Consider the following 14,238-nt stretch of genomic DNA (forward strand, 5'->3'; position numbering starts at 1 on the left):
TAATCATGCTCCTTGGGCATGGGACGGTGTCTCTGCGGCCGGGCTCGAAGAGAGGTCCTCGTCGGTGGCCGTTTCGGCGGCGGAGGTCCCGCCCTTGCGTGCACGCCAGGCGTCACGCAGCATTTCGTGCCACCGCGGGCGCTTGCGCGGCGGGACATGGTCCACGCCCCCCAGCGACCACGGATTGCACCGCAGGATGCGCCAGGCGGTGAGTGCCGTTCCCTTGACCGCGCCGTGCCGGTCGATGGCCGTGTACCCGTAGTGGGAGCACGACGGGTAGTACTTGCAGACCGGCCCGAGCAGCGGACTGATCGTCCACTGGTAGAGCTTGATGAGAGCCAGCAGCGGGTACTTCATCGCGCGCCCCCTCCCAGTAGCCGTTGAAGGGCGGCGTCCAGGTCTTGGGCCAGCTGTGCGTGGTCGGCGTCGCCCGCCCCGGGCAGCGCCCGTACGACTACCAGGCTACCGGGGGGGAAGAGGGTGACTCGATCGCGCATCAGGTGACGCAGTCTGCGCTTCACCTTGTTGCGCACGACCGCGCCGCCCACAGCCTTGCTGACGACGAAACCCGCACGCGTCGGGGGAGCGCTCTCCCCAGGCGCGTGCGGGTCCGTGGCACCGCTTCGAAGGTGGACGACGAGAGTCGGGCGTCCGGCCCGACGACCCCGTCGTACCGCGGTCGCGAAGTCCTCGCGCCGCCTCAGCCGATGCTCGGTAGGCAGCACGACGTCATGACCTGATCAGGCTCAGGCGGACAGGTTGGCGCGACCCTTGCTGCGGCGGTTCGCAAGAATCGCGCGGCCGGCGCGGGTGCGCATCCGCAGGCGGAAGCCGTGGGTCTTGGCGCGACGACGGTTGTTCGGCTGGAAGGTGCGCTTGCTCACTCGGGGGCTCCAGAAATCAATCGGTGGTGGCGGGGTGCCGTCCTGGCTGTCACCGTGCGCCCACGAGGTAGCTCGCGGTCAACGCCCGAGTGCACCGCTTCCCGATCACCTGACGCGATCTGTGCCCATCGGAGGCAGGCGGCAGCAGCCATCGACAACTCGACCTGGTTACGGTACGCGCGGCTGCGCCATCCGGTCAAACCGGCGGTCACAGGGAGACACTGTCCACAGGCTGGGGACAACAACTTGAACCGTACCCGCCGCCCTGACTACCGTGGCTGAACTCCGATTCGTTCCTTTGTCCCTGCCCCCGCCCGATATGAATCCCGACCGTCCCACCACCACACGAACGTGGGACCCACGAGAGAGCGTGCCCTGTGGCTGACGTGCCTGCCGATCTTGCCGCAGTGTGGCCACGAGTACTGGAACAGCTCCTCGGTGAGGGCCGTAGCCAGGGCGTCGAGGTGAAGGACGAGCACTGGATCCGGCGCTGCCAGCCGCTCGCGCTGGTGGCCGACACCGCCCTGCTCGCCGTCCCCAACGAATTCGCGAAGAACGTCCTCGAAGGACGTCTCGCCCCGATCGTCAGCGAGACGCTGAGCCGCGAGTGCGGACGCCCGATCCGCATCGCGATCACCGTCGACGACTCGGCGGGCGAGCCCCAGTCCCCGGCCCCGACGTCCATGTCGAACCCCGCCCGCCAGCAGCCGCGCTACGAGGAGCCCGAGCTCCCCGCCGGCCCCTACGAAGGGCAGGACGGACGGTACGACGCCCCGTACGAAAGCCAGTACGAGGGCTACGGCCGGCACCGCGCCGACCAGCTGCCCCCGACGCCGGGCGACCAGCTCCCCGGCTCGCGCCCGGACCAACTGCCCACCGCGCGCCCCACGTACCCCTCGGAGTACCAGCGCCCGGAGCCCGGCGCCTGGCCGCGGCCCCAGCAGGACGAGTACAGCTGGCAGCAGCAGCGGCTCGGCTTCCCGGAACGCGACCCCTACGCGTCGCCGTCCTCGCAGGACTCCTATGGCGGCCCCGCCGCCCAGGACCCGTACGCCTCGCCGTCGCAGGACTACCGCCCGCAGTCGGCGGAGCGGCCGCCCTACGACCCGTCGCCGTACGAGCAGAAGCGCCCGGAGTACGACAAGCCCCGCTCCGACTACGACCAGCGCGACTCCGGCCGCCGGGACTTGTCCGACGCCTCGTCCGGGCCCGGCCATCCGCACCGCGGGGGTCCGGGTGGCCAGGGCGGACCGGGGCAGTCCGGCATGGGCGGGCCCGGACCGTCCGCCGGCCAGTCCTCGCCGACGCCCGGACCGGGTGAGCCGACCGCGCGCCTGAACCCGAAGTACCTGTTCGACACGTTCGTCATCGGCGCCTCCAACCGGTTCGCGCACGCGGCCGCCGTGGCCGTCGCCGAAGCACCCGCGAAGGCCTACAACCCCCTTTTCATCTACGGGGAGTCGGGCCTCGGCAAGACGCACCTGCTGCACGCCATCGGGCACTACGCGCGAAGCCTCTACCCGGGCACGCGGGTGCGCTACGTGAGCTCGGAGGAGTTCACCAACGAGTTCATCAACTCCATCCGCGACGGCAAGGGCGACAGCTTCCGCAAGCGGTACCGCGAGATGGACATCCTCCTCGTGGACGACATCCAGTTCCTCGCGGACAAGGAGTCGACGCAGGAGGAGTTCTTCCACACCTTCAACACGCTGCACAACGCCAACAAGCAGATCGTGCTGTCCAGCGACCGGCCGCCGAAGCAGCTGGTCACCCTGGAGGACCGGCTGCGGAACCGTTTCGAGTGGGGCCTGATCACCGACGTCCAGCCGCCGGAGCTGGAGACGCGGATCGCGATCCTGCGCAAGAAGGCGGTGCAGGAGCAGCTCAACGCCCCGCCGGAGGTGCTGGAGTTCATCGCCTCGCGGATCTCGCGCAACATCCGTGAGCTGGAGGGCGCGCTGATCCGGGTGACGGCGTTCGCGTCGCTCAACCGGCAGCCCGTGGACCTGGGCCTGACGGAGATCGTCCTGAAGGACCTGATCCCCGGCGGCGACGACTCCACGCCGGAGATCACCTCGACGGCCATCATGAGCGCGACCGCCGACTACTTCGGCCTCACCATCGAGGACCTGTGCGGCAGCTCGCGTGGCCGCCAGCTGGTCACGGCCCGGCAGATCGCCATGTACCTGTGCCGTGAGCTGACGGACCTGTCGCTGCCGAAGATCGGCGCGCTGTTCGGCGGCCGTGACCACACGACGGTCATGCACGCGGACCGCAAGATCCGCAATCTGATGGCCGAGCGGCGCTCCATCTACAACCAGGTGACCGAGCTGACCAACCGCATCAAGAACGGCTGACGGCGCGCCGCAGAGCGCGGCCCGCAGCGTCCCGGCGCCGGAGAGGGCGTCCCCGGAGGTGTTCCGGGGACGCCCTCCGTCGTTTCCACGCCCGCCGGCGGCAGGCCCGCCACGGGCCACCACGGCCCACGAGGCCGAGGCAAGGGGCCGGTGGAAGAACCCCGACGGGAGGGCCGAGGGGAGACCGGTAGAGGGCCGACGGGAGACCGGTGGAGGGCCTGCGGAGGGCCGGCGGGGCCCGCCGCAGGGGGTCCTCGGGGCTCGTACGGGCCCGATGCGGGCCGCGCGGCGGTCGTACAGGGGTCGCTCGCAGCTCACCCGGTGTTCGATTAACAGGCCGGGTTACGGCCGCCCTCCACAGATTCGGTGACTTTTTCCCGTCCACACCCTGGGGACTGCGAAGTTGTCCAGACTGTGTCCACAGGCGTCTGCGGTGCGGGACGATCGAGGCAGGTCAACCGGCTGTGGATTCGTGGACAAAGGTTTTCCACAGCCTGTGGACGAAGAAATGATCCACAGGCTGTGCACGGAGTTGTCCACCGGCAACCCACAGGCTGGAGCCCGTTGTCCCCAGCGATCCCCGGCTTCTCCACATGTCTGTCCACTGTTCGGCAACGCGACGCGCCTCCTCACCGCGTCGAGTGAAAGGCGTCACACGAAGTTGCCGAGGTGGCCTGTGGGAAAGACGACGAAACCTGGGGACGACGCTGGGGACAAGTCGCCCCTCCCTGTGCACGGAGTGTGCAGAACTTTCCGTTCTCCACAGAAGGGCCTGGTTATCCACCGGCTCCACCCACAGGGTCGGTGGATAAAATATCGCCCCTGAGCTGGGAAAACGGGGTTATCCACGGTATCCACAGGCCCTACTACTACTGACAACTAGAGAGAGCGAGGAATCCGTTTCGAAGTGGGTCCTGTGCACAACTCGCTGTTCGGCGTCCGGCTGCCCCTCGTCACGACTTGACCCCGAGGGGCACCGACTGACAGTGCGGTGCGTCAGACTGGTCCCCGATGGTCCTTCCCCTCACCGGGGCCGACCACACCGAGACAGACGACGAAGGCCAGGCAGGGCGAGAAGCGCCGGCAACAGCAGGAGGCGGCAAGAGTGAAGATCCGGGTGGAACGCGACGTACTCGCGGAGGCCGTGGCCTGGGCGGCGCGCAGCCTCCCGGCCCGTCCGCCGGCGCCGGTCCTCGCCGGCCTACTGCTGAAGGCCGAGGACGGCCAGCTGAGCCTGTCGAGTTTCGACTACGAGGTCTCCGCGCGCGTCTCCGTGGAGACCGAGGTCGAGGAGGAGGGCACCGTCCTCGTCTCGGGCCGCCTGCTCGCGGACATCTGCCGCGCCCTGCCCAACCGCCCGGTGGAGATCTCCACAGACGGTGTACGGGCGACGGTGGTCTGCGGCTCCTCGCGCTTCACCCTCCACACCCTGCCCGTGGAGGAGTACCCGTCGCTGCCGCAGATGCCGAACGCGACGGGCACGGTCCCCGGTGACGTCTTCGCCTCCGCGGCCGCCCAGGTCGCCATCGCCGCCGGCCGTGACGACACGCTCCCCGTGCTCACCGGTGTGCGCATCGAGATCGAGGGCGACACCGTCACGCTGGCCTCCACCGACCGCTACCGCTTCGCGGTCCGCGAGTTCCTGTGGAAGCCGGAGAACCCGGAGGCCTCCGCGGTCGCCCTGGTGCCCGCCAAGACGCTCCTGGACACCGCCAAGGCGCTCACGAGCGGCGACAGCGTCATCCTGGCGCTGTCCGGCGGTGGCTCGGGCGAGGGCCTGATCGGCTTCGAGGGCGCGGGCCGGCGTACCACGACCCGCCTCCTGGAGGGCGACCTCCCGAAGTACCGCACGCTGTTCCCGACCGAGTTCAACTCCGTCGCCGTGATCGAGACGGCCCCCTTCGTGGAAGCCGTCAAGCGCGTGGCCCTGGTCGCCGAGCGCAACACCCCGGTGCGGCTCAGCTTCGAGCAGGGCGTGCTCATCCTGGAGGCCGGCTCCAGTGACGACGCACAGGCTGTGGAGAGGGTCGACGCGCAGCTGGAGGGCGACGACATCTCGATCGCCTTCAACCCGACCTTCCTGCTGGACGGCCTGAGCGCCATCGACTCTCCCGTCGCCCAGCTGTCGTTCACGACGTCCACCAAGCCCGCGCTGCTCAGCGGCAAGCCGGCCCTGGACGCGGAGGCGGACGACGCCTACAAGTACCTGATCATGCCGGTGCGGCTCAGCGGCTGACCGGCTCCTGCGTCGGCGTCGGAGGTCGTCCACAGGCTGTGCCCGAGGGGCCCCCGGTCTGTGGACGAAGCCGCAGGTGAGCGGCGGGATGGGCAGTACGTCTGAGCGCGTATGCCCACAGGTGTGCGTGACGGTCCGGGTTTAGGCTCGGACGTGGGCACGAGGTGCCCCACACGCCACACAGCGACCTAAGGAACAACTGATGGAGCTCGGTCTCGTCGGCCTCGGCAAGATGGGCGGCAACATGCGCGAGCGGATCCGCCGCGCCGGCCACACCGTCGTCGGATACGACCGCAACCCGGACCTCGCCGACGTCCACAGCCTCGAAGAGCTCGTGGGCAAGCTCAAGGGCCCGCGCGTGGTCTGGGTGATGGTCCCGGCCGGCGCCGCCACCCAGTCGACCGTCGACGAACTCGCCGAGCTGCTGGAGCCGGGCGACGTCGTCGTCGACGGCGGCAACTCCCGCTGGACGGACGACGAGAAGCACGCCGAGGAGCTCGCCGCCAAGGGCATCGGCTTCGTCGACTGCGGCGTCTCCGGCGGCGTCTGGGGCCTGGAGAACGGCTACGCGCTGATGTACGGCGGCGAGGCGGAGCACGTCGCCACGGTGCAGCCGGTCTTCGACGCGCTCAAGCCCGAGGGCGACTTCGGCGCGGTGCACGCCGGCAAGGTCGGCGCCGGCCACTTCGCCAAGATGGTCCACAACGGCATCGAGTACGCCATGATGCAGGCCTACGCCGAGGGCTGGGAGCTGCTGGAGAAGGTCGACTCGGTCACGGACGTGCGCGAGGTCTTCCGCTCCTGGCAGGAGGGCACGGTCATCCGTTCCTGGCTGCTGGACCTGGCCGTCAACGCCCTCGACGAGGACGAACACCTGGACAGGCTGCGCGGCTTCGCCCAGGACTCCGGCGAGGGCCGGTGGACCGTGGAGGCCGCCATCGACAACGCCGTGCCGCTGCCCGCGATCACGGCCTCGCTGTTCGCCCGGTTCGCCTCCCGTCAGGACGACTCACCGCAGATGAAGATGATCGCGGCGCTGCGCAACCAGTTCGGCGGCCACGCGGTCGAGAAGAAGTAATCCACAGGGTCGCCCCGCGATCCACAACCCTGGGGGAGGTCGGGACACGACCATGCACGTCACGCATCTGTCGCTGGCCGACTTCCGCTCGTACGCCCGGGTCGAAGTGCCGCTCGACCCGGGCGTCACCGCTTTCGTGGGACCCAACGGGCAGGGCAAGACCAACCTCGTCGAGGCCGTGGGCTATCTCGCCACCCTCGGCAGCCACCGGGTCGCCTCGGACGCGCCCCTGGTGCGGCTGGGCGCCGACCGCGCGATCGTGCGGGCGCAGGTCAGACAGGGCGAGCGGCAGCAGCTGATCGAGCTGGAACTGAACCCGGGCCGGGCCAACCGGGCTCGTATCAACCGCTCTTCGCAGGTCAAGCCACGTGACGTGCTGGGCATCGTACGGACGGTGCTGTTCGCGCCCGAGGACCTCGCGTTGGTCAAGGGCGACCCGGGTGAGCGGCGCCGGTTCCTCGACGAGCTGATCACCGCGCGCTCCCCGCGGATGGCGGGGGTCCGCTCGGACTACGAACGGGTGCTCAAGCAGCGCAACACCCTGCTCAAGTCGGCGGCGCTGGCCCGCCGGCACGGCGGCCGTTCCATGGATCTGTCCACGCTGGACGTGTGGGACCAGCATCTCGCGCGCGTGGGCGCGGAGTTGCTCGCCCAGCGGCTCGACCTGGTGGCCGCGATCCAGCCGCTCGCCGACAAGGCGTACGAGCAGCTCGCGCCGGGGGGCGGTCCCGTGGCCCTGGAGTACAAGCCGTCCGCGCCGGGCGAGGCGCACACGCGCGAGGACCTCTACGCGCAGTTGACGGCGGCGCTCGCGGAGGCGCGCAAGCAGGAGATCGAGCGGGGTGTGACGCTCGTGGGGCCGCACCGGGACGACCTGACGCTCAAGCTGGGTCAACTGCCCGCCAAGGGGTACGCCTCGCACGGGGAGTCCTGGTCGTACGCCCTGGCGCTGCGGCTGGCCTCGTACGACCTGCTGCGGGCGGAGGGCAACGAGCCGGTGCTGGTCCTGGACGACGTCTTCGCCGAGCTGGACGCCCGTCGCCGGGAGCGGCTGGCGGAGCTGGTGGCGCCCGGCGAGCAGGTGCTGGTGACCGCGGCGGTCGAGGACGACGTGCCGGGTGTGCTCGCGGGGGCGCGCTATGCCGTGTCCGAAGGGGCGGTGGAGCGCGTATGAGCGGCGACGAGCCCGCTGCGAAGCGGGCGCCGGAGCCGTCCGGCGTCGATCTCGCGCGCGTGGCGCTCAGGGCGGCGCGGGAGCAGGCACGCGCGCGTGGGGACGCGGCGCAGCAGAAGAAGCAGGCCCGGCGCGGGGGCGGCCTGCGCTCCGGCGCGGGCGCGGACGGCCGCGACCCCCTGGCGCTGGGCGCCGCGATCAACCGGCTGCTCACCGAACGGGGCTGGGAGGCGCCGGCCGCGGTGGGCGGTGTGATGGGCCGGTGGCCGCAGATCGTCGGCGAGGACGTGGCCAAGCACTGTGTGCCGGAGAGGTACGACGAGGAGGAGCGGGCGCTGATCGTGCGCTGCGACTCCACGGCGTGGGCGACGAACCTGCGGCTGCTCGCGCCGACGCTCGTGGCGCGGCTCAACGAGGATCTGGGCCATGGCACGGTCCGGGTGATCAAGGTCCTCGGCCCCGGTGGTCCCCAGCGTCGCTACGGCCCCCTGAGGGCCCCTGGAAGCACCGGTCCCGGCGATACCTACGGGTGACGTGCATCACGTCTTCGTGCGGCCGGGCGGTCCCGTCGGGACGGCCCGGCCTTCTTTTCGCGCGCCCGCGTGCGAGTGCGAATCGGGACCTGACTCCCAAGTAGCCAAGGGTTGACACCCGGAAGCGCTGAGTGCCTCCGTGAGCCTCTTGGAGCCCCCTTCCGCATATCGGGACCCGGAAGAGACCGGTTGAGGGCGGCACATGCGGACTCAGGTACCGGCAAACCCCCATCAGTGTCAGTGCTACCGGTAGACTGGAAGCTAATCCCGCCCCGAACGTGGGGACCGCCCGGGAAAAGCTGAGCAACGCTGATCAAGGCTTACCAACGCAACATGCCGCAGCCGCTCCGGCAACCCGCCGACGAGCCTGGCTGGTGCTGTGCCAGAAAGGGCGCTTCGTGGCCGATTCCGGCAACCCCAACGAGAACATCCCGTCCACCGACGCCGGCGCGAAGAGCGAGGCACCTGCCTCGTCGGGCCACGAGGTCACCGCCTCGTACGACGCCAGCGCCATTACCGTCCTCGAGGGCCTGGACGCCGTCCGCAAGCGACCCGGTATGTACATCGGTTCGACCGGTGAGCGCGGTCTGCACCACCTCGTGTACGAGGTCGTCGACAACTCGGTCGACGAGGCGCTGGCCGGACACGCGGACACCATCGACGTGACGATCCTGGCCGACGGCGGCGTACGGGTCACCGACAACGGCCGCGGCATCCCGGTGGGCATCGTCGCCTCCGAGGGCAAGCCGGCCCTCGAGGTCGTGCTGACCGTGCTGCACGCGGGCGGCAAGTTCGGCGGCGGCGGCTACGCGGTCTCCGGCGGTCTGCACGGCGTCGGCGTCTCCGTCGTCAACGCCCTGTCGAGCAAGGTCGCCGTCGAGGTGAGGACCGACGGCCACCGCTGGACGCAGGACTACAAGATGGGCGTCCCCACGGCGCCGCTGGCCAAGCACGAGGCCATCGAGGACACCGGCACGGCGGTCACCTTCTGGGCCGACGCCGACATCTTCGAGACGACCGAGTACTCCTTCGAGACGCTGTCGCGGCGCTTCCAGGAGATGGCCTTCCTCAACAAGGGCCTGACGATCAAGCTGACCGACGAGCGCGAGTCGGCGAAGGCCACCGCCGGGGCGGACGAGGCGGGTGCGGACGAGAAGGACGAGGTCAAGACCGTCACGTACCACTACGAGGGCGGCATCGTCGACTTCGTGAAGTACCTCAACTCCCGCAAGGGCGAAGCGGTGCACCCGACGGTCATCGACCTGGAGGCGGAGGACAAGGACAAGAGCCTGTCCCTCGAGGTCGCCATGCAGTGGAACAGCGGTTACAGCGAGGGCGTGTACTCCTTCGCCAACATCATCCACACGCATGAGGGCGGCACGCACGAGGAGGGCTTCCGTGCGGCGCTGACCAACCTGGTCAACAAGTACGCGCGCGACAAGAAGCTGCTGCGCGAGAAGGACGACAACCTCACGGGCGACGACATCCGCGAGGGTCTGACGGCGATCATCTCGGTGAAGCTGAGCGAGCCGCAGTTCGAGGGCCAGACGAAGACCAAGCTGGGCAACACGGAGGCCAAGACCTTCGTCCAGAAGGCCGTCTACGAGCACCTCAACGACTGGCTGGACCGCAACCCGGTCGAGGCCGCGGACATCGTCCGCAAGGGCATCCAGGCGGCCACCGCGCGCGTGGCGGCCCGCAAGGCGCGGGACCTGACGCGCCGCAAGGGTCTGCTGGAGTCGGCGTCGCTGCCGGGCAAGCTCTCCGACTGCCAGTCGAACGACCCCACCAAGTGCGAGATCTTCATCGTCGAGGGCGACTCCGCCGGCGGTTCGGCCAAGTCCGGCCGCAACCCGCAGTACCAGGCGATCCTCCCGATCCGGGGCAAGATCCTCAACGTCGAGAAGGCGCGGATCGACAAGATCCTGCAGAACCAGGAGATCCAGGCGCTGATCTCCGCCTTCGGCACGGGCGTGCACGAGGACTTCGACATCGAGAAGCTGCGCTATCACAAGATCATCCTGATGGCGGACGCCGACGTCGACGGTCAGCACATCAGCACCCTGCTGCTGACCTTCCTGTTCCGCTTCATGCGGCCGCTGGTCGAGGCCGGGCACGTGTACCTCTCCCGTCCGCCGCTCTACAAGATCAAGTGGGGCCGGGACGACATCGAGTACGCGTACTCCGACCGCGAGCGCGACGCGCTCATCGAGATGGGCCGCCAGCGCGGCAAGCGGGTGCGCGAGGACTCGATCCAGCGCTTCAAGGGCCTCGGCGAGATGAACGCCGAGGAACTGCGCATCACCACGATGGACCAGGAGCACCGCGTCCTCGGCCAGGTCACCCTCGACGACGCCGCCCAGGCCGACGACCTGTTCTCGGTCCTCATGGGCGAGGACGTCGAGGCGCGCCGCGCCTTCATCCAGCGCAACGCCAAGGACGTCCGCTTCCTCGACATCTGAGTCGGTCTCAGCTGACCGCACCAGGAAGGATCCCCACCAGCAATGACCGACGAGAACACTCCCGTCACCCCTGAAGAGGGCGGCGACATCGCCATGCGCATCGAGCCCGTCGGGCTCGAGACGGAGATGCAGCGCTCGTACCTCGACTACGCGATGTCCGTCATCGTCTCCCGCGCGCTGCCGGACGTCCGCGACGGCCTCAAGCCCGTCCACCGCCGGGTGCTGTACGCGATGTACGACGGCGGCTACCGACCCGAGCGCGGCTTCTACAAGTGCGCCCGCGTCGTCGGCGACGTCATGGGCAACTACCACCCGCACGGCGACAGTTCGATCTACGACGCCCTGGTGCGCCTTGCCCAGCCGTGGTCGATGCGCATGCCGCTCGTGGACTCCAACGGCAACTTCGGCTCGCCGGGCAACGACCCGGCGGCGGCCATGCGGTACACCGAGTGCAAGATGGCGCCGCTGTCGATGGAGATGGTCCGTGACATCGACGAGGAGACCGTCGACTTCACGGACAACTACGACGGCCGCTCCAAGGAGCCGACCGTCCTGCCGGCCCGTTTCCCGAACCTGCTGATCAACGGCTCGGCCGGCATCGCGGTCGGCATGGCGACCAACATCCCCTCGCACAACCTGCGCGAGGTCGCGTCCGGCGCCCAGTGGTACCTGGAGAACCCGGAAGCCTCGCACGAGGAGCTCCTGGACGCGCTGATGGAGCGCATCAAGGGCCCCGACTTCCCGACCGGCGCGCTCGTCGTGGGCCGCAAGGGCATCGAGGAGGCGTACCGCACGGGCCGCGGCTCGATCACCATGCGGGCCGTCGTCGCGGTCGAGGAGATCCAGAACCGCCAGTGCCTGGTGGTCACCGAACTGCCCTACCAGGTCAACCCGGACAACCTCGCCCAGAAGATCGCCGACCTGGTGAAGGACGGCAAGGTCGGCGGCATCGCGGACGTCCGCGACGAGACGTCGTCGCGCACGGGCCAGCGCCTGGTCATCGTGCTCAAGAGGGACGCGGTCGCCAAGGTCGTCCTGAACAACCTGTACAAGCACACGGACCTGCAGACGAACTTCGGCGCCAACATGCTGGCGCTCGTCGACGGCGTTCCGCGCACCCTGTCCCTCGACGCGTTCATCCGCCACTGGGTGACGCACCAGATCGAGGTCATCGTCCGCCGTACGCGCTTCCGGCTGCGCAAGGCCGAGGAGCGGGCGCACATCCTGCGCGGCCTGCTGAAGGCCCTGGACGCGATCGACGACGTCATCGCGCTGATCCGGCGCAGCGACACCGTCGACATCGCGCGCACGGGCCTGATGGAGCTCCTGGAGATCGACGAGATCCAGGCCAACGCCATCCTCGAGATGCAGCTGCGCCGACTGGCCGCCCTGGAGCGCCAGAAGATCATCCAGGAGCACGACGAGCTCCAGGCGAAGATCACCGAGTACAACGCGATCCTCGCGTCCCCGGTGCGCCAGCGCGGCATCGTGAGCGAGGAGCTGGCCGCGATCGTCGAGAAGTACGGCGACGACCGCAAGACGATGCTGGTGCCCTATGACGGTGACATGTCCATCGAGGACCTCATCGCCGAGGAGGACATCGTCGTCACCGTCACGCGCGGGGGCTACGTCAAGCGCACAAAAACGGACGACTACCGCGCCCAGAAGCGGGGCGGCAAGGGTGTGCGCGGCGCGAAGCTGAAGGAAGACGACATCGTCGACCACTTCTTCGTCTCCACCACGCACCACTGGCTGCTGTTCTTCACCAACAAGGGCCGCGTCTACCGGGCCAAGGCGTACGAGCTGCCCGACGCCGGGCGGGACGCGCGCGGCCAGCACGTCGCGAACCTGCTGGCCTTCCAGCCGGACGAGGCGATCGCCGAGATCCTCGCGATCCGCACCTACGAGGTGGCGCCGTACCTGGTCCTGGCCACCAAGGGCGGACTGGTCAAGAAGACGCCTCTGAAGGATTACGATTCGCCGCGTTCCGGTGGCGTCATCGCGATCAACCTCCGTGAGACGGAGGACGGTTCCGACGACGAACTGATCGGCGCCGAACTCGTGTCGGCCGACGACGATCTGCTTCTGATCAGCAAGAAGGCACAGTCGATCAGGTTCACCGCCACGGACGAAAGCCTGCGGCCCATGGGCCGTGCGACCTCGGGCGTCAAGGGCATGAGCTTCCGCGAGGGAGACCAGCTGCTCTCGATGAATGTTGTTCGACCCGGTACGTTCGTGTTCACTGCCACAGACGGCGGGTACGCGAAGCGCACCGCCGTCGACGAGTACCGCGTCCAGGGTCGCGGCGGCCTCGGCATCAAGGCCGCCAAGATCGTCGAGGACCGTGGTTCTCTCGTCGGCGCGCTGGTGGTCGAGGAGACCGACGAGATCCTCGCCATCACGCTGGGCGGCGGTGTGATTCGTACGCGAGTCAACGAGATCAGGGAGACGGGCCGTGACACCATGGGCGTCCAACTGATCAACCTGGGCAAGCGCGATGCCGTCGTCGGCATCGCACGTAACGCCGAGGCGGGGCGCGAGGCGGAGGAGGTCGACGGCGACGTTGCCGTCGACGAGACCGCCGACGGCGTCACGACCGCCGGCACGGACGAGGGCGAGGCGCCCTCGGCCGAGTAGCACGAGGAGTGAGTCATCGTGAGCGGAGCCACGGGCGCCGGTACGTCTGCCGGTACGGACAAGAGCGGCGGCGGCCGTGGCTCCGCCGCGCCTGAGGGGGACGCGCGTACGACCGACGCGCGGGGCGCGGGGGGCGCCGAGGGTCGTGCGGCGGACACCCACACGACCCAGCTGAAGGCCATCAAGGCGCCCGTGGCCGGCTCGCCCTCCTCCCCCTCGCCCTCGACCGACACACAAGGCTCGAAGGGATCCCAGGGGGGAACCGTGACGGACACCCGAGGCTCACAGGCCAAGCAGCCCGAGGCGTCGCCGCTCCCCGGTGAGCGGCAGCCGCAGCAGCCCACCGGGCCCTACCACCCGCCGCAGGCCTACCCGCCGCAGGCGGCCCCGGCCACGGCCGGCGCGGTACGACGGCCCCGGACCGGCGCCCGCACCGCGCCCCGCGTCCGCAAGGCGCGGCTGCGCGTGGCCAAGGCCGACCCGTGGTCGGTCATGAAGGTCAGCTTCCTGCTCTCCATCGCCCTGGGCATCTGCACGATCGTCGCGGCCGCCGTGCTGTGGATGGTCATGGACGCGATGGGCGTCTTCTCGTCGGTCGGCGGCACGATCTCGGAGGCGACCGGTTCCAACGAGTCGAACGGCTTCGACCTCCAGTCGTTCCTGTCGCTCCCCCACGTCCTGATGTTCACGGCGATCATCGCGGTCATCGACGTCGTCCTCGCGACGGCCCTGGCGACCCTCGGCGCGTTCATCTACAACCTCTCCGCGGGCTTCGTGGGCGGCGTCGAACTGACGCTGGCCGAGGACGAGTGACCTGGCCGTTCCAGCGGCCGCGCACCCGCACCGAGAGCCCCGCGACTATCGATTTTGGGACTGC

At 69.3% G+C, this 14,238-nt stretch carries 11 protein-coding genes; 8 read left to right on the forward strand and 3 right to left on the reverse strand.

Annotated elements, in window-relative coordinates:
• Positions 1-3: 3 nt before the first annotated feature.
• The 3 genes from yidD to rpmH are packed head-to-tail and all read right to left on the reverse strand — an operon-like array spanning position 4 to position 884.
• On the reverse strand, positions 4-357 hold the full coding sequence (yidD, locus tag BG482_RS13870) for a membrane protein insertion efficiency factor YidD (RefSeq protein ID WP_069769306.1): 354 nt from the start codon (positions 355-357) through the stop codon (positions 4-6).
• The gene (rnpA, locus tag BG482_RS40900; RefSeq protein ID WP_078615780.1) at positions 354-725 is read right to left on the reverse strand and encodes a ribonuclease P protein component; all 372 of its coding nucleotides are present in this window, start codon (positions 723-725) and stop codon (positions 354-356) included. Before rnpA ends, yidD begins: the two co-directional genes overlap by 4 nt.
• A gap of 21 nt (positions 726-746) precedes the next feature.
• The gene (gene rpmH / locus BG482_RS13880; protein WP_018846094.1) at positions 747-884 is read right to left on the reverse strand and encodes a 50S ribosomal protein L34; all 138 of its coding nucleotides are present in this window, start codon (positions 882-884) and stop codon (positions 747-749) included.
• Between the two features lie 377 nt (positions 885-1,261).
• Here rpmH and dnaA point away from each other — a divergent pair, with 377 nt between their 5' ends.
• The 8 genes from dnaA (at position 1,262) to BG482_RS13920 (ending at position 14,174) form a co-directional block, all read left to right on the forward strand.
• Entirely contained in the window at positions 1,262-3,241 is a 1,980-nt protein-coding gene (gene dnaA, locus BG482_RS13885; RefSeq protein WP_079141791.1) for a chromosomal replication initiator protein DnaA, read from the forward strand.
• Positions 3,242-4,346: 1,105 nt separating this feature from the next.
• On the forward strand, positions 4,347-5,477 hold the full coding sequence (gene dnaN, locus BG482_RS13890) for a DNA polymerase III subunit beta (protein WP_069769309.1): 1,131 nt from the start codon (positions 4,347-4,349) through the stop codon (positions 5,475-5,477).
• Positions 5,478-5,679: 202 nt separating this feature from the next.
• The gene (gnd, locus tag BG482_RS13895) at positions 5,680-6,555 is read left to right on the forward strand and encodes a phosphogluconate dehydrogenase (NAD(+)-dependent, decarboxylating) (RefSeq protein ID WP_069769310.1); all 876 of its coding nucleotides are present in this window, start codon (positions 5,680-5,682) and stop codon (positions 6,553-6,555) included.
• A gap of 52 nt (positions 6,556-6,607) precedes the next feature.
• Positions 6,608-7,729, forward strand: coding sequence for a DNA replication/repair protein RecF (gene recF, locus BG482_RS13900; protein WP_069769311.1), 1,122 nt, complete (start codon positions 6,608-6,610; stop codon positions 7,727-7,729).
• On the forward strand, positions 7,726-8,262 hold the full coding sequence (locus tag BG482_RS13905) for a DUF721 domain-containing protein (RefSeq protein WP_069769312.1): 537 nt from the start codon (positions 7,726-7,728) through the stop codon (positions 8,260-8,262). The genes recF and BG482_RS13905 overlap by 4 nt, the downstream gene beginning before the upstream one ends.
• Before the next feature lie 374 nt (positions 8,263-8,636).
• Positions 8,637-10,724, forward strand: coding sequence for a DNA topoisomerase (ATP-hydrolyzing) subunit B (gene gyrB, locus BG482_RS13910; RefSeq protein ID WP_069769313.1), 2,088 nt, complete (start codon positions 8,637-8,639; stop codon positions 10,722-10,724).
• Between the two features lie 42 nt (positions 10,725-10,766).
• Positions 10,767-13,361 carry a DNA gyrase subunit A gene (gene gyrA / locus BG482_RS13915; RefSeq protein ID WP_069769314.1) on the forward strand — a complete coding sequence of 865 codons (2,595 nt, stop codon included), beginning with the start codon at positions 10,767-10,769 and terminating at the stop codon, positions 13,359-13,361.
• Between the two features lie 18 nt (positions 13,362-13,379).
• A complete protein-coding gene (locus tag BG482_RS13920) occupies positions 13,380-14,174 on the forward strand; it encodes a DUF3566 domain-containing protein (protein ID WP_069769315.1) in 795 nt (264 codons plus the stop codon).
• Positions 14,175-14,238: the final 64 nt, after the last annotated feature.

This window comes from Streptomyces sp. LUP30 (assembly GCF_001746365.1).
In the GTDB taxonomy this organism is placed as follows: domain Bacteria; phylum Actinomycetota; class Actinomycetes; order Streptomycetales; family Streptomycetaceae; genus Streptomyces.